At 72.5% G+C, this 26533-nt stretch carries 25 protein-coding genes; 14 read left to right on the top strand and 11 right to left on the bottom strand.

Annotation, left to right across the window (positions count from 1 at the left end; all coding sequences use genetic code 11):
* Positions 1-19: 19 nt before the first annotated feature.
* The 3 genes from BJY17_RS10340 to BJY17_RS10330 all read right to left on the bottom strand — a co-directional run bounded on the left by BJY17_RS10340 (position 20) and on the right by BJY17_RS10330 (position 3035).
* Positions 20-568 (bottom strand): ASCH domain-containing protein, encoded by a 549-nt coding sequence (locus tag BJY17_RS10340; RefSeq protein ID WP_246303702.1) that lies wholly within the window; start codon positions 566-568, stop codon positions 20-22.
* A 14-nt stretch (positions 569-582) separates the two neighbouring features.
* Positions 583-1998 (bottom strand): MinD/ParA family ATP-binding protein, encoded by a 1416-nt coding sequence (locus tag BJY17_RS10335; RefSeq protein ID WP_218889884.1) that lies wholly within the window; start codon positions 1996-1998, stop codon positions 583-585.
* A 125-nt stretch (positions 1999-2123) separates the two neighbouring features.
* Positions 2124-3035 (bottom strand): LysR family transcriptional regulator, encoded by a 912-nt coding sequence (locus BJY17_RS10330; RefSeq protein ID WP_179551271.1) that lies wholly within the window; start codon positions 3033-3035, stop codon positions 2124-2126.
* 70 nt (positions 3036-3105) lie between these two features.
* On the opposite strand from BJY17_RS10330, the gene BJY17_RS10325 reads away from it, so the two are divergent.
* The 3 genes from BJY17_RS10325 to BJY17_RS10315 all read left to right on the top strand — a co-directional run bounded on the left by BJY17_RS10325 (position 3106) and on the right by BJY17_RS10315 (position 5242).
* Positions 3106-4164 carry a YeiH family protein gene (locus BJY17_RS10325; RefSeq protein WP_179551270.1) on the top strand — a complete coding sequence of 353 codons (1059 nt, stop codon included), beginning with the start codon at positions 3106-3108 and terminating at the stop codon, positions 4162-4164.
* Between the two features lie 88 nt (positions 4165-4252).
* Positions 4253-4660 carry a DUF4383 domain-containing protein gene (locus BJY17_RS10320; RefSeq protein ID WP_179551269.1) on the top strand — a complete coding sequence of 136 codons (408 nt, stop codon included), beginning with the start codon at positions 4253-4255 and terminating at the stop codon, positions 4658-4660.
* A gap of 9 nt (positions 4661-4669) precedes the next feature.
* A complete protein-coding gene (locus BJY17_RS10315; RefSeq protein ID WP_179551268.1) occupies positions 4670-5242 on the top strand; it encodes a hypothetical protein in 573 nt (190 codons plus the stop codon).
* A 25-nt stretch (positions 5243-5267) separates the two neighbouring features.
* On the opposite strand, the gene BJY17_RS10310 is transcribed toward BJY17_RS10315, so the two are convergent.
* Positions 5268-5813: a helix-turn-helix domain-containing protein gene (locus BJY17_RS10310; RefSeq protein ID WP_179551267.1), complete on the bottom strand. Its 546-nt coding sequence runs from the start codon at positions 5811-5813 to the stop codon at positions 5268-5270.
* 80 nt (positions 5814-5893) lie between these two features.
* Between BJY17_RS10310 and BJY17_RS10305 the strand changes: the two genes are divergently transcribed.
* Together BJY17_RS10305 and BJY17_RS10300 are read left to right on the top strand one after the other, a co-directional pair.
* Positions 5894-6643: an ABC transporter ATP-binding protein gene (locus tag BJY17_RS10305; RefSeq protein WP_179551266.1), complete on the top strand. Its 750-nt coding sequence runs from the start codon at positions 5894-5896 to the stop codon at positions 6641-6643.
* Positions 6640-7437 carry an ABC transporter permease gene (locus BJY17_RS10300; RefSeq protein ID WP_179551265.1) on the top strand — a complete coding sequence of 266 codons (798 nt, stop codon included), beginning with the start codon at positions 6640-6642 and terminating at the stop codon, positions 7435-7437. Before BJY17_RS10305 ends, BJY17_RS10300 begins: the two co-directional genes overlap by 4 nt.
* Here the strand turns inward: BJY17_RS10300 and BJY17_RS10295 are convergent.
* The 6 genes from BJY17_RS10295 to BJY17_RS10270 form a co-directional block, all read right to left on the bottom strand.
* The gene (locus tag BJY17_RS10295; RefSeq protein ID WP_179551264.1) at positions 7377-8789 is read right to left on the bottom strand and encodes an acyltransferase family protein; all 1413 of its coding nucleotides are present in this window, start codon (positions 8787-8789) and stop codon (positions 7377-7379) included. The two genes, BJY17_RS10300 and BJY17_RS10295, sit on opposite strands and share 61 nt — an antisense overlap.
* A gap of 107 nt (positions 8790-8896) precedes the next feature.
* Positions 8897-9568, bottom strand: a complete 672-nt coding sequence (locus tag BJY17_RS10290) for a response regulator (protein ID WP_179551263.1) — start codon at positions 9566-9568, stop codon at positions 8897-8899.
* The gene (locus tag BJY17_RS18945) at positions 9565-10890 is read right to left on the bottom strand and encodes a sensor histidine kinase (RefSeq protein ID WP_179551262.1); all 1326 of its coding nucleotides are present in this window, start codon (positions 10888-10890) and stop codon (positions 9565-9567) included. Before BJY17_RS18945 ends, BJY17_RS10290 begins: the two co-directional genes overlap by 4 nt.
* Positions 10891-10973: 83 nt before the next feature.
* Complete coding sequence (locus BJY17_RS10280; RefSeq protein ID WP_179551261.1) at positions 10974-12047, bottom strand: YihY/virulence factor BrkB family protein; 1074 nt, start codon at positions 12045-12047, stop codon at positions 10974-10976.
* A 111-nt stretch (positions 12048-12158) separates the two neighbouring features.
* Entirely contained in the window at positions 12159-13175 is a 1017-nt protein-coding gene (locus BJY17_RS10275; protein WP_179551260.1) for an alpha/beta hydrolase fold domain-containing protein, read from the bottom strand.
* Positions 13176-13206: 31 nt separating this feature from the next.
* Complete coding sequence (locus BJY17_RS10270; RefSeq protein ID WP_218889883.1) at positions 13207-13728, bottom strand: GNAT family N-acetyltransferase; 522 nt, start codon at positions 13726-13728, stop codon at positions 13207-13209.
* A gap of 164 nt (positions 13729-13892) precedes the next feature.
* Here BJY17_RS10270 and BJY17_RS10265 point away from each other — a divergent pair, with 164 nt between their 5' ends.
* The 7 genes from BJY17_RS10265 (at position 13893) to paaZ (ending at position 23577) form a co-directional block, all read left to right on the top strand.
* Positions 13893-14615, top strand: coding sequence for a collagen-like triple helix repeat-containing protein (locus BJY17_RS10265; RefSeq protein ID WP_179551259.1), 723 nt, complete (start codon positions 13893-13895; stop codon positions 14613-14615).
* A gap of 247 nt (positions 14616-14862) precedes the next feature.
* A complete protein-coding gene (locus BJY17_RS10260; RefSeq protein WP_179551258.1) occupies positions 14863-17349 on the top strand; it encodes a DEAD/DEAH box helicase in 2487 nt (828 codons plus the stop codon).
* A 108-nt stretch (positions 17350-17457) separates the two neighbouring features.
* Positions 17458-18540, top strand: coding sequence for a hypothetical protein (locus BJY17_RS10255; RefSeq protein WP_179551257.1), 1083 nt, complete (start codon positions 17458-17460; stop codon positions 18538-18540).
* Positions 18541-18651: 111 nt separating this feature from the next.
* Positions 18652-19848 carry an acetyl-CoA C-acyltransferase gene (locus BJY17_RS10250; protein ID WP_179551256.1) on the top strand — a complete coding sequence of 399 codons (1197 nt, stop codon included), beginning with the start codon at positions 18652-18654 and terminating at the stop codon, positions 19846-19848.
* The gene (locus tag BJY17_RS10245) at positions 19848-20609 is read left to right on the top strand and encodes an enoyl-CoA hydratase/isomerase family protein (RefSeq protein WP_179551255.1); all 762 of its coding nucleotides are present in this window, start codon (positions 19848-19850) and stop codon (positions 20607-20609) included. The genes BJY17_RS10250 and BJY17_RS10245 overlap by 1 nt, the downstream gene beginning before the upstream one ends.
* A complete protein-coding gene (locus tag BJY17_RS10240; RefSeq protein WP_179551254.1) occupies positions 20606-21475 on the top strand; it encodes a 3-hydroxyacyl-CoA dehydrogenase family protein in 870 nt (289 codons plus the stop codon). The genes BJY17_RS10245 and BJY17_RS10240 overlap by 4 nt, the downstream gene beginning before the upstream one ends.
* Before the next feature lie 11 nt (positions 21476-21486).
* Positions 21487-23577, top strand: coding sequence for a phenylacetic acid degradation bifunctional protein PaaZ (gene paaZ, locus BJY17_RS10235; RefSeq protein ID WP_179551253.1), 2091 nt, complete (start codon positions 21487-21489; stop codon positions 23575-23577).
* A 3-nt stretch (positions 23578-23580) separates the two neighbouring features.
* Here the strand turns inward: paaZ and BJY17_RS10230 are convergent, their stop codons facing one another.
* Entirely contained in the window at positions 23581-25707 is a 2127-nt protein-coding gene (locus BJY17_RS10230) for a RecQ family ATP-dependent DNA helicase (protein ID WP_179551252.1), read from the bottom strand.
* Positions 25708-25854: 147 nt separating this feature from the next.
* Between BJY17_RS10230 and BJY17_RS10225 the strand changes: the two genes are divergently transcribed.
* Together BJY17_RS10225 and BJY17_RS10220 are read left to right on the top strand one after the other, a co-directional pair.
* Positions 25855-26094 (top strand): hypothetical protein, encoded by a 240-nt coding sequence (locus BJY17_RS10225; RefSeq protein ID WP_179551251.1) that lies wholly within the window; start codon positions 25855-25857, stop codon positions 26092-26094.
* Positions 26095-26132: 38 nt separating this feature from the next.
* Complete coding sequence (locus BJY17_RS10220; protein WP_179551250.1) at positions 26133-26513, top strand: hypothetical protein; 381 nt, start codon at positions 26133-26135, stop codon at positions 26511-26513.
* Positions 26514-26533: the final 20 nt, after the last annotated feature.

Genomic DNA, 26533 nt, shown 5'->3' with positions numbered 1-26533 from the left:
TGCGACCTCCCGGGGAGCGTCAGCCGACGAGCGGCCCTCGGGTCTCCGGCCACGCGACCGTGAACCGTTCGAAGAGGATCTCGAGGTCGTCGGACCATTCGATCTCGAGCGCGGTGCAGACGCGGTCCCAGTAGCGACGGTGGCCGACGAGCCAGGCTTCGAGCGAGCGGTCGTCCTCAGCCTCGTCGAAGGCGAAGGCCTCGTCGGCGTCTGCGATCGTGCCGAGTCGCAGCTCGGTGCTCCGCAGGATGACCCGGGGGGCGCCGCTCGCGTCGCACGCGATCCAGTGGCTCCCGACGCGGGGGAGCGGCACGCCGTCGGCGGCGAACTCCTTCACCAGAGTGGCCGTGGCGCGCTTCCGGCCGGACATGACGAGCTCGAGCAGCGCATCCGAGAGCTCGGCGTGATCGCCGAACCGCTCGACGGTGGGCACGTCATCGAGACCGACCTGGTCGGGATGGGCGCGCCAGTAGTCGTTCCACATCGCGGAGGCGGCGTCCCGGTCGACCGGCGACATCTCGTGCAGCGGCACTTCGCGCTCCCTCGGGCTGTGCTCGTCGATCATCATCTCCGCGCCCTGGCTCAGAGCTGGTCGGCGACCACGGCGGCGGCGGTGAGCCACGCGTCGTGCGTCTCGGCCGAGAGGGCGTCGAAGTCGATCGTGCCACCGTCGACGAGCGCGGCGTCGTACGGGATCGTCGTGACGGCCGCGGTCAGCGCGCCGAAGTGGTCGGCGAGGCGCTGCTCGAGCTCGCGGTCGGGCTTCTCCGATGGCGAGGTCAGGATCGTGACGGCCCGGTCGACCTTGTCGCCGAACCCCTTCTCGGCGAGGCCGTCGAGGAGCCAGGCGGCGCTCGCCGCCGTGTCCTCGCGCACGGTCGAGACGATCACGAGCTGGTCGGCTGCGGCGACCGCCGCCACCCAGTTCGAGGCCCGCATGTTGTTTCCGGTGTCGACGATCAGCAGGCGGTAGTAGCGCGAGAGCGTGCGGTGCAGCCGGTCGAACGCGGCGTCGTCGATGGTGGATGTCGCGGCGGCATCCTCATCGGAGGCGAGCACGTCGAAGCGGGCGTCGACCTGCGTACGCACGTAGTCGTCGAGCTGGCTGAGGCTCGCGACACTCGGGTTCTCGAACTGCTCGAGGTCGCCCAGCAGGTCGACCGCGGTGCGGTGGTGCGGGGTGTGCTGGGCGCGCCAGCCGAGGGTGCCGCGGGTCTCGTTGTTGTCCCACGCGAGCGTCGAGCCGCCGCGGAGCCGGCCGAACGTCGCGGCGAGCAGCAGGGTGCTGGTGGTCTTGTGGGCCCCGCCCTTGGGGTTCAGCACCACGATCGTGCGCGGGCCGTCGAGCCGCTTCTGCACGCGGTTCGTCTGGTCGTGGCGGGTCTGCTCGGTCGCGCTCGGCTTCGGCGAGATGAGGCCGCCGCTCATGCGGCGCACCCGGCCCTGCCACCCCATGGTCGCCTTCAGCGGACGCTGACGGGGCCGGCTCGAGAGCAGGTCCTCGACGGTGGGGCGGTGCGCCTTGGGCTCCGTCGCCGGCGTCGCCGCGACGGGCTGGGGCGTCGCCGCGGCCACCGGCGGAGCCGCAATCGGCTGGGCGGTCGGAACGGCCGGAGCGGCCGACACCGGAACGGTCGACACCGGTGCCGCCGACACCGGAACGGTCGACACCGGTGCCGCCTGCACCGGAGCCGCCGCCGCGGTCGAGGTCGGCCGCGGCTCGAAGCTCTCGGTCACGAGGCCCGTCGGCGCCTCGGTGACGCGGCCGTCGGGTTCGACGGTCAGGGTCCAGTGGGAGGAGTCGTCGATGAGGGCGGCGGTCGCCGGAATCCCCAGGCGCTGCGCGCGCTCCTGCACGAAGGCCACGACCCGGTCGCGCAGTGCGTCGCCGTCGACGGCCTGGATGCCCAGGACGGCGCCGTCGGCGTGCACGTCGGCTTCGGTGGCCGACGTCAGGAAGACGGTGACGCCGTCGTGCGTGTTGATCGAAGTGGACAACAGATTCCCCCAGAATGCCGTGCGTCGGTCGAGGAGGAGCGGACGCCGGGCATGCCGCCGCAACCGCATCGGATGCGCCGTGCCAGACGCGAACCCTCCCGCGCTGCCGGCCGTTCCCCCGCGAATCAGTCTATGTTCCCGCCCGCACGACCTCGCGACAGCTCGCCCAGCAGGGTCGCGGCGGGGGTGGAGAGCACGTCGCCGCGTCGCCAGACCGCGCGGAGGCGACGGGTGAGGTCGAGCCCGGCGACGGCGACCTCGACGAGCTCGCCGCGGGCGACCCATGGCCGGGTCGCGAGGTCGCTGAGCACGGTCGGTCCGGCTCCGGATGCCGTGGCGATGAGCACGGCCGCATTGCTCGCCACGACCAGGGACGGCTCCGCCGGCGTTCTGCCGTCGAGCGCATCGGCGAGGGTCGATCGTGTGCCGGAGCCCGCTTCTCGGGTCACGAGCGGGGTGGCGGCGAGTTCGTCGACCGTGATCTGCGATCGCCGGGCCCACGCGTGCGTCGGCGACACCACGACCACGAGTCGGTCGACGGCGACGGTGCGACTGTGCAGGCCGCGCCGCACACCGGGCGACTCGACGAATCCGAGCTCGATGTCGTGCGACTCGAGCAGTTCGAACACCCGCGCGGAGTTCTCCACGCGCATGCGGACGTCGAGCTCGGGGGTGCCGCGGCGAAGTCCGGTGATCCAGGCGGGCAGCAGGTACTCGGCGACGGTGAGGCTCGCGGCGAGCTCGAGCCTCGACTCGTGGTGCCCCCGTCGTGCCGTTGCGGCGGCGAGCAGGTCGTCGGCGCCGACGAGCAGTCGGCCCGACAGTTCCGCGATCGCCTCGCCGTCGGCGGTCAGGCGCGAGCCGCGGGAGTGGCGTTCGATGAGCGTGAGGCCGAGGGAGCGCTCGAGCCCGGCGATCGCCCGGCTCGCGTTCGGCTGGGCCATGTCGACCGAACGCGCGGCACGCCCGAGGCTGCCGTGCCGGCCGATCGCGACCAGCAGCTCGAGCACCGCGAGGTCCGGCCAACGGGTGGGCATATCAGCATGATATGCCTCGATGCCGAACGGGCGGCTACCGCCCGCGGCATCCGATCACGATCGTTGAAGCATGACCCGCACCGCACCCGCCCCCGCATCGCCCAGCGCACCACAGGCTCCGCGCAGCACGACGGCGAGGGTTCGCGCGCGCCTCGCCGACCTCGCCCCCGGACTCGGGCTCGCCGCGGCCGGCGTCGCGGCGTCGATGACCGCGGCGCTCCTCCTGCCCGGCACGAGCGCCCTGCTCATCGCGATCGTGCTCGGCGTGCTGCTGCGCAACGCCGTGCCGCTCTCGCCGCGCTTCGAGGCGGGGCTGGCGTTCGCCGCGAAGCCGCTGCTTCGCCTCGGCGTCGTGCTGCTCGGCCTGCAACTCGTGCTCGGGGACATCCTCGACCTCGGTGTCGGGGTCATCCTCGTCGTCGTGGCGATCGTCGTGATCGGCATCACCTCGACCCTGCTCATCGGGCGCCTGCTCGGCATCTCGGCGACGCAGCGCCTGCTCATCGCGTGCGGCTTCTCGATCTGCGGCGCCGCGGCGGTCGCGGCCGTCGACGGCGTGATCGAGGCCGAGGAGGAGGAGGTCGTGACCGCGGTCGCCCTCGTCGTCATCTTCGGCACGCTCATGATCCCGCTCATCCCGCTCGCCGCGTCGCTCCTCGGCCTCGATGCGCAGCAGGCGGGCATGTGGGCGGGCGGCTCGATCCACGAGGTCGCTCAGGTCGTCGCCGTCGGCGGGGCGATCGGCGGCGCGGGGCTCGCCGTGGCCGTCGTGGTCAAGCTCGCCCGGGTGCTGATGCTCGCGCCGGTGCTCGCCGTCGTCAGCGTGCAGCGTCGTCGCTCGCTCGCAGCGGGCGCGACCCCGGGCAAGCGGCCGCCGATCATTCCGCTGTTCGTCGTGGGGTTCATCGCGATGGTCGTGGTGCGCTCGCTCGGCTGGGTGCCCGACGACGTCGTCGCCGGCGCGGGCCACGCGCAAACGGTGCTGCTCGCGGCGGCGATGTTCGCGCTCGGCACCGGCGTGCGGTTCAGCATGTTCCGCCGGGTCGGCGTGCGACCGTTCGCCCTCGCCGGGGCCTCGACGCTCATCGTGACCGGCGTCGCGCTCGCCGGGGTCGTCGCCGTCGGATGAGGTGCGGCGCACCCGCCCAATCCGATGTCGGGAACGTTCCGAATCCCCTGAGCACGGCAGCCGTCGTGCCTCGAGAAGGAGGAACCTCATGCGAAACTCCCCGAACCGCATCGTCGCGACCGTCTTCGGTGCGGTCTACCTGCTCGTCGGAGTGCTCGGATTCGCCGTCACCGGCGGCGTCGGGTTCTTCGCGACCGAAGGAGGTCTGCTCCTCGGCGTGTTCGCGGTGAACCCGCTCCACAACGTGGCCCACCTGCTGATCGGCGCCGCACTGCTCATCGGCGGCATCGTCTCGGCGGCCGCGGCGAAGGCCGTCAACGCGACGGTCGGCGCCGCCTACCTGCTGCTCGGCATCGTGGGGTTCTTCCTCGCGGGCACCGCGGCGAACATCCTCGCGCTGAACACGGCCGACCACTTCCTGCACCTCGCGAGCGCGATCGTGCTGCTGGGGGTCGCGCTCGGGTTCGAGCGCTCCGGACGCGTGGCGACGGCGTAGGGGCCGGCCATGCACGCACTGGCGGCGGCCCTGCGCAGCTGGCCGATGCTCGCCGCGTTCGGCGCCGGGCTCGTGCTCGCCGCGCTCGCCGCCGGTGCCGGGGGAGCGATGCAGCCCGCCCTCGTCGTGGCCGGCGTCGCCGCGCTCGGCTGGGGCGGGCTCGCGTTCCGGGCGGGGCGCGTGATCGCCCCGTCCGCGACACTCGTCGCGACCGCTGCCGCCCTCGTGGGGATGGCGGCGGCGGTCTCGACGGGTGCTGCCGCGATGACGGATGTCCCGCCGGGCCCGCTCGCCGCGGCAGCCGTGTTCATCGTGGTGGTGGCGCTCTCGGCGGGCCTCGAACTGCGAGCCCGAACCCGCCCCGCCCGATCGGCAGGGCGTGGGCGCGGAGACCGAGTCGCCGCGACATCCGACACCGCTCGTCTCATCGGCCTCGTCGCCGGGGCCGCGCTCGTCGCGGCGCTCGCGACCCCCGCACTCGCCGCGACCGAGGCCGGCGAGCACGCCGTGCCGCACGGCTCGTACCAGACCGGCACCGACGCGCCGCTACCCGGCGTGGAACAGCCGGGGCACGCGCACTGAGCGGGTCGACCGGAGGTCGCCGGGGTCAGTCGCGCGGCGCGGCGCCGTCGGTCGGGATGAGCGCCGTCGCGAGTGTGACCGCGCGGCGGTCGTCGCCAGTGGCGGCCAGATAGGGCGCGAGGAGCTCGCCGAGCCCCGCCTGGACCACGGCGAGATCGTCGGTCGTCACGTGCAGCGTCATCTCGCCGAACCCGAGGAAGTCGCGGAATCGGGGATCGTCGGCCGCGCTCGCCCGGTCGAAGCTCTCGCCGAGATGGGCGAGGAAGGTGAGGAACGCCTGCTGCAGCTCCCGCGCGCCCATCTCGAGCAGCTCGTCGTGATCGACGTGCGCCATGCGCTCGCCGAGCGCGAAGGTGCGCTCGACCGCGCCGCGCACGCGCCGCTCCTCGACGACGGTGAGCACATCGGCGTCGACGAGCGCGGCGATGTGCCGGTAGAGGGTGGCCTGCGCGATGTCGGGCAGGGCGCTGCGCAGGCTCGCCGTGGTGATCTCGCGCGTGCCCACCTGCTGGATGATGCGCAGACGGACGGGGTGCATGACGACGTCGGCGACGGGCGACGGCTTGCGCATCGGTCCTCCGAATGATTATTCTCACAGTGAGAACATTCTCATTGCTCTCGTTCGAGTATGCCACCGAAGGGATCCGCTCCATGATCACCGCACAGATCGAGGTCTCCGGCCTCGCGAAGCGCATCGGCGACGTCGAGGCCGTGCGCGACGCGACGTTCGTCGCGGCCCCCGGCCGCGTCACCGGCTTCCTCGGCCCGAACGGCGCCGGCAAGTCGACCACGCTCCGCATGCTGCTCGGCCTCGCGCGCCCCGACTCGGGCACCGCGCTCATCGGCGGCCGGCCGTACGCCGAGCTCGCCGACCCCACCGGCACCGTCGGGGCCGTGCTCGACCTCGCCGGGGCGCATCCGGCGATGACCGCCCGGGGGCACCTGCGCAGCTACTGCGCCCTGGGCGGGCACGACGCCGGGCGTGCCGAGCAGGTCGCCGAACTCACGGGCATGAGCGAGTACCTCGACCGCCGCGTCGGCGGCTTCTCGACGGGTATGCGGCAGCGGCTCTCGCTCGCGACGGCACTGCTCGGCGACCCCGGTGTGCTCGTGCTCGACGAGCCGTCGAACGGGCTCGACCCCGCCGGCATCGTCTGGCTGCGCACCTTCCTCCGCGGGTTCGCGGCGAACGGGGGCACGGTGCTGATCTCGAGCCATGTGCTCACCGAACTGCAGCACGGCATCGACGATCTCGTGCTCATCGACCGCGGTCGCACCACGTGGACCGGGCCGCTCTCCGGATTCACGGAACGTGGAACGAGCCTCGAAGCCGCGTTCCTCGAACTCACCTCGGGTGGCGCCTCGTCGCTTCCCTCCGGCACCGAAGGGATCCGCGCATGAACCGCCTGCTCCGCGGCGAGGCCGCCAAGCTGTTCGCCACCAGGCTTCCGCTCTGGTCGCTCCTGACCGCCGCACTCTGCGGAGGCGGCCTCACCGGGCTCCTCGCCCTCATCGGCCCCGAGAACGCGACGCCGCCGCTTCCCGGGCTCGACACCGCCGAGGGGGTCGGCATCGTCGTCGGCATGAGCGGGCTCCTGCTCTTCGTGCCTGCGCTCATCGGCACGATCGCGGTCACCGGTGAATACCGGCATCGCACGATCGGCACGACCTTCCTGGCGGTGCCCCGTCGCGGCCGGGTGCTCGCCGCGAAGCTCGTCGTCTTCGGTGCCCTCGGCATCGCGTACGGCCTGGTCTCCTCCCTCTTCGCCGGCCTCGCCGTCGTGGCGGGTGCCGCGGTGCAGGGAGTCGAACTCGGGGTGTCGCTCGCGTCGCTCGCCGCGCTGCTCGCACGACTCGCGTTCGCGGCAGCCGTGTACATGGTGCTCGGTGTCGCGATCGGCGCGCTCGCTCGCAACCAGCTGCTCGCGGTCGGCGTCGTGCTCGGGTACTTCTACTTCCTCGAGCACGTGCTCATGATCGTTCCCGGGGTCAACGTCATCCACCCGTTCCTCCCCGGCGGCGCGACCGCCGCGCTGACCGACTTCACCTTCCTGGGCGACGCGATCGCCGAGCAGCTGCCGATGGCCGCTGCGTCGACGACGTCGCCGCTCGTGGGCGGGCTCGTGCTGCTCGGCTACGCGGCCGTGGCGGCCTGGCTCGCCGTCGCGATCCCGTTGCGCCGCGATCTGCGCTGATTCCGCATCGCCGCGGTGGCCCCCGCGAACGCCGCACCGAGGTTCGCGCTGCCCCGCAGCGCGATGGTCAGCAGCGCGAGCGCGATGGCGGCCTGCACCGGTCCGAACCCGGTGACCAGCACGACGGCGACACCGGTCACTCCGCAGAGCGCATCGATCGCCGCCGAACCGGCCGTCGAGGAGCGGCGCATCACGGGGCGAGCCCCCTGGGGCGCACGCTCGAACCGGGCGAACACGAGCGTGACCCCCACGACGACGACGGCCGCGACGGCCAGCCACATCGGCCGGCTCGCCCACCAGCCGGCGCTCATCGGCTCAGGCAGCGCGAACCCGATGCGGGCTTCGGCCACGAGCAGCACCCCGGCGAGCCCGACGAGCACGGGCATGTGCCAGAGGTAGACGGTCATCGCGCGCTCGCCGACGGCCGAGACGAGCCGCGAGGCATCCGCTCGCTCCACCCAGGCCCTGATGCGCGGGCGGGCCAGTTGGAAGAGCGCGAGCTGGGCGACGCCGAGCACCACGAGGCAGACGTTCGGCGGGTTGAGGTTCTCGTACATGTCGGCCGAGTACGGCCCCGAGAGGGTGATCGTGGCGAGCAGTGCGAGCGCGCCGCCGGCGACCGACCAGAGTGCGGCGGGGGAGCAGCGGTCGAGAGTGCCGTCGGCGAGGTGGAAGCCGAGCTGCTGCACGAGCAGCCAGACGAGCAGGAGGTTCACGAACCCGAGTCCCTCGAGCCCCGTCGAGAGGCGCAGCAGGTCGACGGCCACGACGCCTGCGAGCAGGGCGATCGGCGTCAGCACCCGGGCTCGCTCGTGGGCCCGCACCATCACCGGCACGAGCGCCGACGTCGCGAGGTAGACGCCGAGGAACCACAGCGGCTGGCCGATGCGGAAGCCGGCGGTCGCCACGAGCTCGGGAGCGAGCCCGGCGAGCGAGAGGGCGACGAGTGCGGCGGCAACGACGCCGACGAGCACGATCGCCGGCCGCACGAGCCGCTCGATCCGTGCCCGCACGTAGTCGGCGCCGCTCGCACCGCGTGCGCGCATCGAGCGCCAGTGCAGGAAGCTCGAGAACCCGCCCGCGATGAAGAACAACGGCATGATCTGCACGACCCAGCTCACGGCGGCGAACCAGGACTGCCCTTCGAGGGCGTTCTCGAGCACCGGGCCGTCGGGCCCGACGCTGACGCCGACCATCATCGCGTGCAGCGCGAACACGACCACGAGCAGCGCCACGCGGATCGCATCGACGCTCGAGTCGCGCGCGACCGCCGAGTCGTGCGGGACCGCCGGCGAGCGGCGAGCGGCTGCCGCGGTGCCGTGGTCGGTCGAGGGTGCCTGTACGTCGGTCATGACCGCCTCCATCCGAACGGGATCTCCGTCATGACGGCAGGCTAGGGACGCGGTGCCGAGGTGTTCATCACCCCGTGGAGCCGTTCCGGCTCATACGGGCGTACTGGTCAGGAACCGGGTTGCACGAGTCCCGTGTCGTACGCCAGTACGACGGCGTGCACTCGATCGCGGAGGCCGAGCTTCGAGAGGATCTTCGACACGTGCGTCTTGACGGTCTGCTCGGCGATGAAGAGCGCCGCCGCGATCTCGGTGTTCGAGAACCCGCGGCCCACGAGGGTCAGCACCTCGCGCTCGCGCTCGGTGAGCTCGGAGAGACGGGTGGCGTCGATGCGCGGCGGCGGAGCCGACCGGGCGAAGTCCTCGATGAGGCGGCGGGTCACGCTCGGCGCGAGCAGCGCGTCGCCCGCGGCGACGATGCGCACCGCGGCGACGAGCTCTTCGGGCGTCGCGTCCTTCAGGAGGAATCCGCTCGCTCCGGCCCGCAGCGCCTCGTAGACGTAGTCGTCGATGTCGAACGTCGTCAGCATGAGCACGCGCGGCACGTAGTCGCTCGACCGCGGCGGGGTCTGCAGGTCGCGGGTCGCCTCGAGGCCGTTGCGGCCGGGCATTCGCACGTCCATCACCACGACGTCGGGGCGCAGGTCGCGCGCCATCGCCACGGCCTCGTCGCCGTCGGCGGCCTGCCCGACGACCTCGATGCCGGCCTGGGCGGCGAGCACCGCCGCGAAACCGGCTCGCACCATCGCCTGGTCGTCGGCGATGAGCACCGAGATCGTCACACCGCGCCTCCGTCCGACCCGAGCGGAAGGGTCGCGAGAACACGGTATCCGCCGCCCGGCCGTTCGCCGAACTCGGCGCGCCCGCCGAGCAGTGCCGCGCGCTCGCCGATGCCGATGAGACCGTGGCCGCCGCCCTTGGCGTCGGGCGCCGGGACATCCGTCGCGGCATCGTTGTCGATGCACACGACGAGGTCGTCGGCGAGCACCTCGACCGAGACGAAGGTGGGCGCCCCGGGCGCGTGGCGCACGACGTTGCTGAGCGCCTCCTGCACGATGCGGTAGGCCGCGGTCGCGGCGAGTCCGCCGTCGTGGAGGGAGGCGTCGACGGCCAGCGTCACCGGCACGCCGGCGCGCTCGACGGATGCCGCGAGCTCGGGCAGTTGGGCGAGCCCGGGTTGCGGCGCGGTCTCGGCCGCGGTGTCGGCGCTGCGCAGCACCCCGAGCAGTTGCCGCATCTCGGTCATCGCCGAGCGGGCGGAGGCCGCGATCTCGGAGAACTCCGTCTTGGCGGCGTCGCTCAGCCCCTCGACCCGGTACGGCGCGCTCGTCGCCTGCACGTGGATGATCGACAGTCCGTGTGCGACGACGTCGTGCAGTTCGCGCGCGATGCGGTTGCGCTCCTCGACGAGCACGCGGCGCTGCTGCTCGGAGGCGGAATGCGCGCGCTCGCGGAAGAGCTCGACGCCGATCACGCGGCGCTGCGCGAGCAGCACCGCGATCGCGCAGGCGAGTGCCGTGACGGCGGCGCCCGTGATCATGCTGGCCGCCGCGCCCGTGTCGACGAACGCGAACGGGAAGGTCACCACGACCCCCATGCCCCAGGCGATGAGCCCGAGGCGCCACTCCCACATGAGTCCGAGCACGATGAGCAGCACGCCCTGGCTCACGATCGAAGTGACCGGCCACGGCCACGGCCAGCCGTCGGAGTTCATGGTGAGCAACGCGAAGGCGAGGAGCCCGGCCGCGGAGACGCTCGCGGCGACCCACGGCCACCGCACTGCAAGCGGCAGGGCGAGCGCGAGCGCGAGGCACGTACCGAACGCGGCGAGCAGGTTGACGTCGTAGATGGTGGCCGCGAGCGGCACCGAGACGGCGAAGAGGATGATGGCGAGGAGCGAGGTCGACACGAGCATCCAGGCCCGGAACTGCCGTTCGTCGGCCGTGATGCGCGCGAGGCGCGCGGGCGCAGCGGGGATCGAGGGCACGGGCGGGAGCGGCGCCGGCGGCGGCGGCGGGGGCGTCGCGGGCCGCGTCGGCGTCGCGGATCCGACCTGCGCCGCGGCATCCGCCGTGCTCTGCTCGGAGTGATGGGTCTTCGCCATGATGCCAGTAGCCAATCACGCGGCGCGCGGCGCTGCATCCCTCCCGAGGACGATTCGCGGGCCCTACGCGGGTACTGTGCCGATCAGCCGTGCGGGCGGAGCCCGGCCGGCGGGGTGACGCCGTCGACGACCGCATCGGGGCGCATGCTCGCCGAGGCGCGTACATCGCGCAGGCGTTGGGCGCGATTCGTGGCGATCACCCGGTCGTCGCGGAGCGGCAGGCGCACCTGCTCCTCCGCCGGGAGCCCGGCACGCAGCTGGCGAGCCCGTTCGACCTCGGTGTCGAGCACCGCGCCGAAGAGCATCGCGAGGTTCGAGAGCCAGACCCACAGCAGGAAGGCGACGACTCCGCCGAGGACGCCGTAGACGCGCTCGTAGCTGCCGACGACGAAGACGTACAGCGCGAACAGGCACGTCGTCACGACCCAGGCGAGCAGGGCGGCGATCGCGCCGACGCTGAACCAGCGCAGGTGCCCTCGCCGCACGTTCGGTGCAGCCCAGTACAGCAGCGCCATCACGAGGACGCCGATCGCGGCGAGCACCGGCACCTTGCCGAGATCCCACCAGAAGGCGACCCCCTCGTCGAGGCCGAGCACGCGGGCCGCCGCCTCGGCGACGGGACCGGTCACCACGAGGCCCGCCGCGGCGATCGCGCCGAGCACGACGAGCACCGCGGACACCGCGAGCATCGCGGGTCGCATCTCCCAGAACGGCCGGCCCTCCTCGACCCGGTAGATGCGGTTCATGCCACGGCCGAACGTGCCGACGAAGCCCGAAGCGGCCCAGAGGGTGGCGATCACACCGGTCGCGAAGGCGAGCCCGGCATGCGATGCGTTCAGCAGTTGATCGAGCGGCTCGCGGAGGACCTCGACGACGGATGCCCCGCCGAGCTCCTCCAGCATCCGCAGTGCATCGGCCACGACGGCTTCCGCGCTGCCGAAGATGCCGAGCAGTGCGAGCACGGCGAGCAGCGCGGGGAAGATCGTGAGCAGCACGTAGAACGTCAGGGCCGCCGCGATGTCGTGCACCTGGTTGATGCGGTACTCGTGCACCGTGCGCGTGACGATGATGCGCCAGTCGGCGCGCGACAGTTGCGCCGGTGAGTCGTGACCGGATGACCTGGATGCATCGCGGTCTGATGGATCGTGTTCGGGCATGATGCCTCCCGTGCAGACGCCCTGAGCCTACGGGCAGCGGCGGGTTCAGCGCAGGGGGTGCCGAGCGGTGACCGGTCGCGTTTCGGCCCGGCGCCCGCGCCGCCCGGGTGTTCAGCCGAGGTGCGCGTGCAGGAACGCGGCGACGCGGGCTCGCATCTCCGCATCGAGGATGCCGATCGAGTGCTCGGCTCCCGACACGATCACGACCTCGGCGGGCACGCCCGCGGCCGCGAGGGCGGCGGCGAAGCGCTCGGCCTGCCCGAGCGGCACGACCTCGGCGTCGGCGTGCCCGATGAAGACGGGCGGATCGCTCGGGTCCGCGAAGCTCGCGGCCGACGCGTCCGCAGCCTGGGGGCACTGCTCGTCGCTCGCGCCGGGCTCGCAGTCGAGGTATTCGCCGACGATGCGCCGCAACCAGTCGGATGCCCCGTCGGCGGCGAGCTCGGCAGCCCCGAGCCCGACCGGGCCCGAGAGCTCGGCGACCGCCGCGACCCGGGAGCCCGTGTCGAGCGGACCCTCGCCGGCGGTGCCGAGCAGGGCGGCGAGATTGCCGCCGGCCGATCCGCCGAACGCGCCGATGCGAGCCGGGTCGATGCCGAACCGCTCGGCCTGCTCGGGGTCGCGCAGCCACTCGACCGCGAGTGCGACGTCGTCGATCGCGGCGGGGAACCGCACGTCGGGCACGAGCCGGTAGTTGACGGATGCCGCGACGAAGCCCTCGCTCGCGAGCCAGAGACAGGTGTTCCGCCAGTCGGCGTTCGCCTTGTCGCCGCGTGCCCAGCTGCCGCCGTGGATCGAGACGACCGCTGGCAGCGCCTCGGCGGTGAGCTCCGCGCCCGCCGGCGTGCACACGTCGAGCGTGAGCAGCGTGCCGTCTTCACGCACGCCGTACTCGACGTCGGCCTCGACCGTGATGCGGTCGGGCGCCGTGAAGGTGCGGATGCCGATGAGCTCGGCGGTCACGACCTCGCTCGCCGCTTCGGCGCCCTTCGGGTCGATCTCGCGCAGGGGCACGTGGAAGCCCGAGAGCGCGCTCACGCTCGCGATGGCGGCTGCAGTCGCCGCGGCAGCCCACACCACTCGCCGGGCGCGAGTGCCGGAGCCGCCTGTGCGTCGGGTCGAGGTCACACCGGGCTCCGTGTTCAGGGGTGGAGTGATGCTACCTCACGTTTCGCGCCGGTGGAAACGCTTTCCCCGCGGCGATCAGCGGCTTCGCGAAGCACACCGAGTGCGCCTCGCCGACGTACTGGCCGAACTGCGGGATCTCCCGGTAGCCGTAACGCGTGTAGAGCGCCTGCGCCGCGTCGTGGAGGTCGCCGGTCTCGAGCACGATCTCGACGAGCCCGCGTGCCGCGGCATCCGCCTCGATGCGTTCGAGCAGGGCCGCCGCGACGCCGAGCCCGCGCGCCGCGGGATCGACGAACATGCGCTTCAACTCGCCTCGCGCGGCATCCGCTTCGGCGACGAGTGCTGCGATGCCGACCGCGCGCTCGCCGTCGCGTGCCACGTAGAAGGCGACCTCGGGTCGCTCGAGGGTCGCGATGTCGAGGAGGAAATTGCTCTCGGGCGGATACAGGCTCTGCGCGAAGGCGGTGCTGGCGTCGAGCAGCCGCTCGACCTCGGCCTGGCGCGGCGGTTCGATGCTGACGGTCACGATCACGGGCGCGGGGTGCTGCGGCATGCGGTGAGCCTACGTCTCGGGTGTTTCGCCGCGATTTCGAAAGTGGCTCGCCCGCCCGCGTGCCGCGATCGATCGCCGATCGCGCTCGCTACGCTGAGCGCGACGCGGCTCTGCACCGTGCCGTCACGGGTCGACCGGAGCGCGAGACGTGAGGGGTGCACGCAATGACCGACGACCGGAATCCGCAGAACGCACCATCGGAACCGAGCGGGGCGTCGCCGCAGCAGACGACCACTGCCGAGGCGCCCGCGAAGCCCGCGGGCGTGAGCCGCGCGATGCTGCTCTGGGTCGGCGCAGCGGTCGTGCTCCTCTCCTTCGTGGCGTCGTTCCTGGGGGCGACGCTGGCGCGTTCGGCCGATGCGAACGAGGCCGCGCCGACACCGCCGCCGACGACCGCCGAGATCGACGAGGCCGCCTATGAGGAGGCGATCGCCGAGATCCTCCCGGCGGGATCCGCCGTGCGCGCGGGCTCCGGCGCGCCCGAGTCGGGCAAGGGGTACGACGGCGACGTGTACATCGACATCGCCACGGCCGACGTCTACCTGTTCACGGACGGCGACTGGCAGCTCGTCGGCAATATCCGGGTGTCGGCGGCGGAGAACCTCGCCGGAGCGCCGGGCGCGACCGGCGCCACCGGCGAGACCGGCGCGACCGGCGAGACGGGTGCCGCGGGCGAGACGGGTGCGCCCGGCGCACCCGGCACGCAGGTCGTGCTGGGTGCGGGCGAGCCCGCCGCCGAGACCTGCACGGCCGACGGCGACATCTTCATCGACACCGAGACGGTGACCTTCTACGAGTGCACAAGCGGGGCATGGGAGCTCTCCGGTGCGACGGAGGCCTCCGGGCCCTCACCGTCGCCGGAGGTGTCGCCGGCACCCGAGGGCTGAGCCGCACCGCCGCAGCGCGGATGCCGCGTGCGGGACTTTCCCAGACGATTCCGGTATCGTGGCCGAGTCGGTTCTGGACACCGCGCTGTGCGCGGATGGGTTTGTGAGTCCAAAGGGCCGGTTTCGAGGCAAAGGCCTCGGATAGTCACCGTATGTGAACGGCCCCGGTCGACGATGCTCCGGGTTCTCAGTGTGCTGCGCCTGCAGTGGCGCTGCCATGTACACGAGTACAACCCAGGAAGTCACCATGCCCAAGAACAAGAAGCCCCAAGGCGGCAGGCCCGCCAAGAACTTCGATCCCTCGTACGCGAAGGGCGGCTCGAAGGGCGGCCCGGCACGCGCCGGATCGTCCAAGCCCGGTTCGCGCAGCGAAGGCCACCGCGGCTACCGCCCCGAGGCCGACGAGCCTCGCAAGGAGCGTTGGTCGCGCGACGAGCGCGTCGCCACCGGCCGCGCACCGCACCGCTCCGAGCGTGACGGCCGCGACGAGCGGGCTCCCCGCTCGTACGACCGCAACGATCGCCCGGCTCGTTCGTACGACCGTGACGACCGTGCACCGCGTTCGAACGACCGCAACGACCGTGCACCCCGTTCGTTCGACCGGAACGACCGCAACGACCGTGCACCCCGTTCGTTCGACCGCAGCGACCGCGCTCCCCGTTCGTTCGACCGCAACGACCGCGCACCGCGTTCGTTCGATCGTGACGACCGTGCACCCCGTACCAACGATCGCAACGACCGCGCACCGCGTTCGTTCGACCGGAACGACCGCAACGATCGCCCGGCGCGTTCGTTCGACCGCAACGATCGCCCGGCTCGTTCGTACGACCGCGATGACCGTGCGCCCCGTACCAACGACCGCGCGCCGCGTTCGTTCGACCGCAACGATCGCCCGGCTCGTTCGTACGACCGCGATGACCGTGCGCCCCGTACCAACGACCGCGCGCCGCGTTCGTTCGACCGCAACGATCGCCCGGCGCGTTCGTTCGACCGCGACGACCGTGCCCCTCGCTCCTTCGACCGCAGCGATCGCCCGGCGCGTTCGTTCGACCGCGACGACCGCGCGCCCCGTACCAACGATCGCGCTCCCCGCTCCTTCGACCGGAACGACCGCCCCGACCGTCCGGCGCGTTCGTTCGACCGCCCCGACCGTCCGGCGCGTTCGTTCGACCGCAACGACCGTCCGGCGCGTTCGTTCGACCGCCCCGACCGTCCGGCCCGTTCCTACGACCGCGACGACCGCGCTCCTCGCCGTGATTTCGACCGGCCCGGCTTCAAGGAGTCGGGTCGCCGCGACTCGAGCTTCTACCCGGCCAAGGAGCAGGGCAACCGCTTCGCCCCGAACGACGACGTCGTGCTCGAGCGCCTCGAGGCCCAGGCCATCCAGGCGACCGACGCCGACGGCGTGAGCTTCGCCGACCTCGGTCTCGGTGGCAACGTCGTGAGCGCGCTCAAGCAGCTCGGCGCCGAGTCGCCGTTCCCGATCCAGGCGGCGACCATCCCGGTCGTGCTCGAGGGTCGCGACGTGCTCGGCCGCGGCAAGACCGGCTCGGGCAAGACCATCGCCTTCGGCGCTCCGACCGTCGAGCGCCTCATGAAGCTCTGGGCCGAGTCCGGCAAGGCCGGCGGCAAGCGCCAGATGGGCCGCAAGCCCCGCGCGCTCATCCTCGCCCCGACCCGCGAGCTCGCCCTGCAGATCGACCGCACGGTGCAGCCCATCGCGCAGAGCGTCGGCCTCTTCACCACGCAGATCTACGGCGGCGTGCCGCAGCAGCGCCAGGTCGGCGCGCTCCAGCGCGGCGTCGACATCGTGATCGGCACCCCCGGCCGCATCGAGGACCTCATCGAGCAGCGTCGACTCGACCTCTCCGAGGTCGTCATCACGGTGCTCGACGAGGCCGACCACATGTGCGACCTCGGCTTCCTCGAGCCGGTGCAGCGCATCATCCGCCACACCGCGAACGGCGGCCAGAAGCTCCTCTTCTCGGCCACCCTCGACAAGGGCGTCGCGGCGCTCGTCGACGAGTTCCTCGTCGACCCGGCCGTGCACGAGGTCGCCGGTGAAGACCAGGCCTCCTCGACGATCGAGCACCGCGTGTTCGTCATCGGCAACCACGAGAAGCGCGACATCGTCGCCGAGCTCGCGAACCGCGAGGGCAAGACGCTCGTCTTCTCCCGCACCCGCGCGTTCGCCGAAGACCTCACCGAGCACCTCGAGGACTACGGCATCCGTGCGGTCGCCCTGCACGGCGACCTGAACCAGTCGCGCCGCACGCGCAACCTCCAGCAGCTCACGAGCGGCCGGGTCAACGTGCTGGTGGCGACGGATGTCGCTGCACGCGGCATCCACGTCGACGACATCGACCTCGTCATCCAGGCCGACGCGCCCGACGAGTACAAGACGTACCTGCACCGTTCCGGCCGCACGGGCCGCGCTGGCAAGACCGGTCAGGTCGTCACGCTCATCCCGCGCAACCGCCAGCGTCGCATGGTCGAGCTGCTCGACCGGGCCGAGATCGACGTCGACTTCGTCGACATGCGCCTCGGCGACGACTTCGCGGGTGAACTCGAGCGCGGCGCTGCCGCGGCCGAGGCCGACGCTGCGGTCGAGACGCTCGACGCCGTCGAGGCGATCATCGAGATCGATGACGTCGTCGAGATCATCGAGGTCGAGGAGACCATCGAGATCGTCGAGACCGAGTCGGCCCCGGCCGATGAGGAACGCGCCGGCTGAACTCGCGCGAACTGAACGAGCGAAGGCCCGTGTCTGCGGACACGGGCCTTCGTCGTCACCCGGGACATCCCTGAATCGCCGCGCTCGGGCGGCCACTAGGCTCGCGCCATGCGTCTCATCTCCGGCGGTGTCGCCGCCGCTGCCCTCGTCCTGCTCCTGACCGGCTGCGTGGCATCCGCGCCGACACCGACGGAGCCGCCGATCGCGGCGCCGACGCCGGTGGAGACCGCGCCGGCCGGGGCGTTGACCTGCGAGGACCTCGCGTCGGCCGACCTCGTGGCTGCAGCGCTGACCGGTGTCGACGGTGCGACGCCGGAACTCGTCGAGGCCTGGTGGCCGCGTGCCGGTCTCGGCGAGATGGCCGTCACCGCTGCGGGCGGGCTCGACTGCTCGTGGCGGGCGGGGGCCGCGGTGAACCCCGACGAATACGGGGCGACCGACGGGCGGTACCTCCGGGTGGAGGTGCTGCCGGGCGGCGGCCCCCTGTGGCAGCCGTACCTCATGGGCGACGGGCCCGCGCAGGACACCGACCACCGCGACGTCGGCGGCGCTCCCGGCCTCGCGACGTGCGGCGACCCCGGATGCCGCGTCTCGGTGCCGATCGGAGACGCGTGGATCCAGGTGGACCTGACGCCCGACGGATGGAATGCCGACCGGTCGGTGTTCGCCGGGATGGACGCTCGGGCGGTGCTCGACCGCGTGGTCGCCGTCGCGGCGTCCGCCGTCGAGGCGGTGGATGCCGCAGGCCCGACGGGGCTCGGCACCGCGAGTCCGGCTGAGCAGGTCGACTGCGAGTCGGTGCTGCCCGCCGCCGAGATCGAGACGTTCGACGGCTCGCCGGCCGAGTGGAGCACGATCGGCGCGGCGCTCCCCGAGCGGGTCCGGTTCGGCGACGCCGCCGGATACCTGGCCGGGTTCACTCCGTGCTCGGGACCGGGCTATAACCCGCTGCTCGTGATCGCTCCGACCGGCGCGGCGCTCGTCGCCGACCTCGCAGCGCGGGCCGATGGTGCCGCACTGCTCACGCCGGTCGCGCTCGTCGGCATGGCCGCCGGGGATGTCGCGGTAACCGACTGCACGGACGGCGCGAAGTACTGCACGCTGGTCTTCTCGCACGACGGCGCCGGGTACTCGATCGGCGCCCCCGCCGACGCGACGGTGCGGTACGCCGAGCTCGTGCTCGCCGGCTGAGGCGTGTCGGGCGCGACGAGTGGCGGCCGCGTCATCCGTTTGCCATACTTACTTCCTGAACGTTCGGTCGGGAATTGCGGCCGCGGATGACAGTGCAGTCAGGAGTGGACCATGGCGGAGGCCTATCTCGTCGGCGGCGTGCGAACGCCCGTCGGCCGCTACGGCGGGGCGCTCGCAGGGGTGCGACCCGACGATCTCGCCGCGCTCGTCGTCGGGGAACTCGTGCGGCGCACGCGACTCGACCAAGCTGGTGAGCTCGGCGCGATCGACGAGGTCATCCTCGGCGGCGCGAACCAGGCCGGCGAAGACAACCGCAACGTCGCCCGCATGTCGGTGCTGCTCGCGGGCCTGCCCGACGAGGTGCCCGGCATCACGGTCAACCGGCTCTGCGCCTCGGGCATGTCGGCGATCACGATGGCTGCGCAGGCGATCCGGGCCGGCGACGCCGATCTCATCATCGCCGGCGGTGTCGAGTCGATGACCCGTGCACCCTGGGTGCAGGCCAAGCCCGATCGGGCGTGGGCCAAGCCCGGCGCAGCGTACGACACGTCGATCGGCTGGCGCTTCCCGAACCCGAAGCTCCTCGCCCGCGACAAGGCGACCTTCTCCATGCCCGAGACGGCCGAAGAGGTCGCTCGCATCGACGGCATCACGCGCGACGAGGCCGACGCCTTCGCCCTCCGCTCGCAGCAGCGGGCGGCGGCGGCCATCGCAGCGGGCCGGTTCGAGGCCGAGATTGTGGGCGTGCCGACCCATCGCGGCGAGGTGCTCGTCGACGAGGGCCCGCGGCCCGAGACCACGCTCGAGGCACTCGCGGGGCTGCGCCCCGTCGTGCACGGCGGTTCCGTCGTCACAGCGGGCAACTCGAGTGCGCTGAACGACGGCGCCTCGGCGATCCTCGTCGCGAGCGCCGCCGCCGTCGAACGCTACGGACTCACGCCACGCGCCCGCGTCGTCGTCGGATCGTCGGCGGGGCTGCCGCCCGAGATCATGGGCCTCGGCCCGGTGCCCGCGACCGAGAAGGCGCTCGAGCGCGCAGGGCTAGACCTCGACGACATCGGCTCGGTCGAGCTCAACGAGGCGTTCGCGACCCAGTCGATCGCCTCGATGCGCCGCCTCGGGCTCGACCCCGAGCGCGTGAACACCGACGGGGGAGCGATCGCCCTGGGGCATCCGCTCGGCTCGTCGGGCTCGCGCCTCGTCGTCACGCTGCTCGGCCGCATGGAGCGCGAGCAGTCGCGCTACGGCCTCGCCACGATGTGCGTCGGCGTCGGCCAGGGCAGCGCGCTCATCGTGGAGCGCGTCTGATGCCCGCCGTCGCCGGCTCGGCGAGCAGCAGCCCGCTCCTCGTCGAGCGCCGCGACGACCGGGTGATCGCCACGCTCAACCGGCCCGAGAAGCGCAACGCCATCGACCAGGCCACGATCGACGAGCTGCACCTGCTGTGCGCCGAGCTCGAGGCGATCCCGCGCACGCTCATCCTCACGGGCGCCGGCGGCGTCTTCGCCTCGGGCGCCGACATCGCCCAGCTCCGCGAGCGGCGGGCGGATGACGCGCGCGCCGGCATCAACGCGAACGCCTTCGTGCGCCTCGCGCTGCTGCCGATGCCCGTGATCGCCGCGCTCGACGGATACGCGCTCGGCGGGGGCGCCGAGCTCGCCTACGCCGCCGACATCCGCATCGCGACGCCCGCGCTGAAGATCGGCAACCCCGAGACGGGTCTCGGCATCATCGCCGCGGCCGGCGCGAGCTGGCGGCTGAAGGAGATCGTCGGCGACGCCCGTGCGATCGAGCTGCTGCTCACCGGGCGCACGATCACCGCCGGCGAGGCGCTCGAGATCGGGCTCGTGAGTGAACTGCACCCGGCCGACGAGCTGCTCGCCGCGGCGCACGTGATCGCCGATCGCATCGCCCGCAACGACCGTGCAGCGACGATCGCGACGAAGCGCGTGTTCCGTGCGCCGCGCGCCGCGCACCCGGCCGTCGACCTCGAGGAGCAGGCCGTGCTCTTCGAGAGCCCCGAGAAGCTGCGCCGCATGACCGAGTTCCTCGAGAGGAAGCAGAAGTGAACGAGACCGACACCGGGGCTCCGGCCGACGTCGGCGTGCTCGGCGGCGGGCGCATGGGCGCCGGCATCGCTCACGCCTTCCTGCTCGCGGGCTCGCGGGTCACCGTCGTCGAGCGCGACGCCGCTGCCGCCGCGGCGGCCTCGACCCGGGTGCTCGACTCCGTCGCGGCATCCGTCGCACGCGGCACCGCCGACGACGAGGAGTCGGCCATCGCCGCCCGCTTCGCCGCCTCGACCGACGTCGCCGACTTCGCCCGCTGCGACCTCGTCGTCGAGGCCGTGCCCGAAGACCTCGAGCTGAAGATCGACGCGCTCACCCGCGTCGAGGCCGTGCTCGCGCCGGGTGCGGCGCTCGCCTCCAACACTTCGTCGATCTCGATCGACCAGCTCGCCGCCCTGCTCGACCGGCCGTCGCGGTTCCTCGGCATGCACTTCTTCAACCCGGTGCCCGCGTCGACGCTCGTCGAGATCGTGCGCGGCGAGGCGACCGAGGGGCCGCTCGTCGAGCAGGCCCGCAGTTGGGTGCGCGCGATCGGCAAGACCCCGATCGTCGTCGCGGATGCCCCGGGCTTCGCCTCCTCGCGGCTCGGCGTCATGCTCGGGCTCGAGGCGATCCGAATGCTCGAAGACGGAGTCGCCTCCGCCGAGGACATCGACGCCGCGATGACCCTCGGCTACAAGCATCCGATCGGCCCGCTGCGCCTGACCGACATCGTCGGCCTCGACGTGCGACTCGGCATCGCCGAGTACCTCTCCTCGACGCTCGGCGAGCGCTTCGCCCCGCCCGCGCTGCTGCGCCGCATGGTCGCCGAGGGCAAGCTCGGCCGCAAGAGCGGCGAGGGCTTCTACCTCTGGGACGCCCCGTGAAAGGAACACCCATGAACACGATCCTGCCGAGCTACGTGAACGGCCAGTGGTGGACGCCCGCCCTTCGACAGGCTCACGACGCAGCTGAAGCCGCCGAGGTGCGCGACGCCTCGACCGGCGAGGTCGTCACTCGCGTCTCGACCGAGGGGCTCGACCTCGGCGCCGCGCTCGACTACGCGCGCACCACGGGTCAGGCCTCGCTCGGCGAGCTCACCTTCCACCAGCGCGCGGTGCTGCTCAAGCAGATGGCGCTCGCGCTGACCGAGCGCAAGGCCGAGCTCTACGAGCTCTCCGCGCGCACCGGTGCGACGAAGCAGGACTCGTGGGTCGACATCGACGGCGGTATCGGCGTGCTCTTCACGTACTCCTCGAAGGGGCGTCGCGAGATGCCGAACTCGAAGGTCTACGTCGACGGCGCGGTCGAGCAGCTCTCGAAGGACGGCTCGTTTCTCGGTCGCCACATCTACACCCGCCTGCCCGGCGTCGCCGTGCAGATCAACGCCTTCAACTTCCCGGTGTGGGGTTCGCTCGAGAAGTTCGCACCGGCCTTCCTCGCCGGCGTGCCGACGCTCGTGAAGCCCGCGACGCCCACGGGCTACCTCGCCGAGGCGTTCGTGCGCATCCTCGTCGAGTCGGGTCTGCTGCCCGACGGCTCGCTGCAACTCGTCTCTGGCGGCGTGCCGACGCTCTTCGACCACTTGCGCCTCGGCGACCTCGTCGCCTTCACCGGCTCGGCGTCGACCGCCGAGAAGCTGCGTGCGCACGACTCGGTGCAGACCGGCGGCGTGCGGTTCACGAGCGAGACCGACTCGATCAACGCGAGCGTGCTCGGCACCGATGCCGTGGCCGGCACCCCCGAGTTCGACGCCTACGTGAAGCAGCTCGTCGCCGAGATGACGACGAAGGCGGGCCAGAAGTGTACGGCCATTCGCCGGGCGATCGTGCCCGCGGCATCCGTCGACGCGGTCATCGAGGCCGTGCGCGCGCGCATCGCCGAGCGCGTCGTCGTCGGCGACCCGCGCGCCGAGGGCGTCACGATGGGCCCGCTCGCCTCGATCGCGCAGCGCGACGAGGTGCTCCGCCAGGTCGGCCGCCTCGAGGCCGGCGGCGGCGAGCTCGTCATCGGTTCGACGGATGCCCCGGCGGTCACCCTCGCCGACGGCGCCACCGGCGAGGCATCCGACGGCGCGTTCGTCGCGCCCATGCTGCTGCGGTTCGCGGATGCCTCGAGCCCCGCGCTGCACGAGGTCGAGGCGTTCGGCCCGGTCTCGTCGATCCTCGGCTACGACACCGTCGCCGAGGCGGCGGCGCTCGTCGCTCGCGGCGGCGGATCGCTCGTGACGAGCGTCGCGACCCACGACCCCGAGGTCGCCGTGGCGCTCGCGACGGGCATGGCCGCCTACAACGGCCGCGTGCTCTTCCTCGACCGCGACGACGCCCGCTCGTCGACCGGCCACGGCTCGCCGCTGCCGAACCTCGTGCACGGCGGACCCGGCCGGGCCGGCGGCGGCGAGGAGCTCGGCGGCATCCGCGCCGTGCTGCACCACATGCAGCGCACCGCCGTGCAGGGTTCGCCCGAGATGCTCACCGCCCTCACCGGCGTGTGGCACGCCGGCGCCTCGTCGCAGCCCGGCGGTGAGCACCCGTTCCGCAAGTCGCTCGCCGAGCTGAGGATCGGCGACCAGGTCGTGAGCGCGTCGCGCACCGTGACGCTCGAGGACATCGAGACCTTCGCCGCGTTCACTGGCGACACGTTCTACGCGCACATGGACGAGGCCGCGGCCTCGGCGAACCCGTTCTTCCCGGGCCGGGTCGCCCACGGCTACCTGCTCGTGTCGTGGGCTGCCGGGTTGTTCGTCGACGCGGCGCCTGGGCCGGTGCTCGCGAACTCGGGCCTCGAGAACCTGCGCTTCGTGACGCCGGTGTCGCCGGGCGACTCGATCCGCGTCGAGCTCACGGCGAAGCAGATCACGCCGCGCGAGACCGACGAGTACGGCGAGGTTCGTTGGGACGCGGTGCTGCGCAACCAGGACGACGAGCTCGTGGCGTCGTACGACGTGCTCACGCTCGTGGCGAAGGAGCTCGCGCCGGCGACCGCCTAGCGCTCAGCCCCGCAGCGCGAGCGCGAACGGCAGCACCTCGGTCGCGCCCGCCTGGCGGAGCTCGCGTGCGGCGATGGTGAGGGTCCACCGGCTGTCGGCCTGGTCGTCGACGAGCAGCACGCCGCCCGCCGGCACGTCGAGGCCGTCGGCCGAGAACCGGTCCCACAGTCCGGCGAGCCGGAACGCGCTGTTGCCGCCGGGCTGGCCGGTCGGCCCGCCGTTGCGGAACTCGAGGGCGCCCAGGTAGGGAAGCCGCCCGACTTCGGCGAGGCCCCGGGCGAGCGAGTCGACGAGCTGCGGGCGCGAGCGCGACGGCATCGCCACGACCGCCACCGGCCGCTCGGCCCAGCCCCAGTCGGCGAGCACGCGCACGCAGGCCGCCAGCACCTGCGGCGTGACCGGCGCGTCAGGCGCGCCCGCCGCGAACAGTTCGCGCAGCGTGCCGCCCCACCCGAGATCGGTCAGTCGTGCGAGGGCCCGGCCCTCGCTCGCCTGCTCGGCCGGCGCGATGCGCCCCTTCACGGGCACGCCGAGACGGTCGGCGCCCGTCGGCCACGCGCGGCGCGGTTCGACGGGCACACCGACGCGGTCGAGTGATTCGGTGGCGGTGGCCGTGGCGGATGCCGCGATCTCACGTGGGAACCAGACGCCCGCGCAGTTGTCGCACCGCCCGCAGGGCGCCGCCGTGTCGTCGTCGAGGGAACGCTGCAGGAACTCCATGCGGCATCCGTCGGTCTGCTCGTACTCGATCATGTGCTGCTGCTCGGCGAGCCGCTCGGCGGCGATGCGCTCGTAGCGCTCGGCGTCGTAGACCCACGGCATGCCGGTCGCGACCCAGCCGCCCTGCACCCGGCGCACGGCCCCGTCGACGTCGAGCACCTTCAGCAGGAGCTCGAGCGGGGTGCGGCGGATGTCGACCATCGCCTCGAGTGCTGGCGTGGAGACGGGAACGTCGGAGAGGGCGCCGATGACGCGCTCCGCACGCTCCTGATCGGGCATCGACGCGGTCGCGAAGTAGTGCCAGATCGCGGCGTCTTCGGTGCCGGGGAGCAGCAGCACGTCGGCGCTCTCGCTGGCACGGCCGGCGCGGCCGACCTGCTGGTAGTAGGCCACGGGCGACGACGGTGCGCCGAGGTGCAGCACGAACCCGAGGTCGGGCTTGTCGAAGCCCATGCCGAGCGCGCTCGTGGCGACGAGCGCCTTCACCTCGTTGCGCTTCAGCATGCCCTCGGACTCGGTGCGCTCGTCGGTGTCGGTCTGGCCCGTGTAGGCGCGCACCTCGTGGCCGCGTTCGCGCAGGAGGCGCGCGGTGTCGTTCGCGGCGGCGACGGTCAGCGTGTAGATGATGCCCGAACCCGGCAGGTCGTCGAGGTGGCTGAGGAGCCAGGCCAGCCGGCTCGGCGAGTCGGGAAGCCGCAGCACGCCGAGTCGCAGCGACGCCCGGGCGAGCGGCCCGCGGATCGTGAGCACTTCGGGAGCGGCGGCCTCGCCGTCGGCCGCGCCCGTGCCGAGCTGCTCGGCGACGTCGGCGACGACCCTGCTGTTCGCCGTCGCCGTGGTTGCGAGCACCGGCACCTCGGCCGGCATCTGCGAGATGAGGTCGCGGAGCCGCCGGTAGTCGGGCCGGAAGTCGTGGCCCCAGTCGCTGATGCAGTGCGCCTCGTCGACGACGAGCATGCCGATGCGCCGCACGAGCGCGGGCAGCTGCTCTTCGCGGAACGCGGGGTTGTTGAGCCGCTCGGGGGAGACGAGCAGCACGTCGACCTCGTCGCGGTCGAGCTGGGCGAGCACGTCGCTCCACTCGTGCGGATTCGTCGAGTTGATGGCCACGGCCCGCACCCCGGCTCGCTCGGCGGCCGAGATCTGGTCGCGCATGAGGGCGAGGAGCGGTGAGACGAGCACCGTCGGACCGGCGCCCTGTCGGCGCAGCAGCAGCGTCGCGACGAAGTACACGGCCGACTTGCCCCACCCGGTGCGCTGCACGACGAGCGCACGGCGGCGCCCCTCGACCAGGGCTTCGATCGCCTCGAACTGCCCGTCGTGGAACTCGGCGTCGTCACGCCCGACGAGTTCGCGCAGCGCGGCGAGCGCAGCGGATCGGGTGTCGGCGGGCGGCGCTGCGAGGGTCATCCCCCCACTCTGGCGCACGCGGCCGACAAGCGGCTGGGCGGAGTGCTGGAGCCACCTCAGACGGTGGGACGAAGAATAGGGCGATCTGCGGATGTCTCGAGCCCTCCTTAGCGAGGAGTCTCGACTCAGACACACAGGAGCAGACACATGTTGATCTCGGAACTCACCTTCCCGCACCTCGTCGCCGCGAACGACGACCGCATCGCCCGCGACCTCGAGCGCCGCAGGGTCGCACTGGAGCGCCGCGCCGAAGCAGCCGAACCGGCTGCAGCCGAGACGCGTGCCGCCGCGACGGCTGGGCCGCAGACAGCGGCGACCGGTCGAGCGCCGCGCCGCGCGACATCCCGCCGGCATCTGACGAACCGGATGCCGCGCCCCGCGGCGTGATGCTTGACGGCGGGCCGCTCGCCGTCCACCCTGAAGCCATGAGCGAATCGACGCGCACCGCCGCCCGTGGTGCGGCCTTCTGGATCTGCTACGCGGTCACGGTCATCAGCGCGGGGGTGAGCGTCACCTACTCGGTGCTCGCCGTGATCGACGGTGGAATCGAGGCGAGCGACGCGCTCTACGCGACATCGCGCAGCGTCGCGCTCGTCGTGATGGCGCTCGTGGCCCCGATGTTCCGGTCCGATGCCGGCCTCCTCGCCATCGCGGTGGCGATGACGATCGTGCAGGGCATCGACTCGTTCATCGGCGCGGTGCAGGGCGACGTGGGCAAGACGATCGGCCCGGCGGTGCTGTGCGTCGTGACGATCGTCGCTGCGACGTTCCTCGCCCGCAGCGATCGCATGCGCATGCTCGAGTGAAGTGACCGGTGCGGCCGCGA

This window comes from Agromyces hippuratus, assembly GCF_013410355.1.
In the GTDB taxonomy this organism is placed as follows: domain Bacteria; phylum Actinomycetota; class Actinomycetes; order Actinomycetales; family Microbacteriaceae; genus Agromyces; species Agromyces hippuratus.
This window is presented reverse-complemented; position numbering and strand designations above follow the sequence as displayed.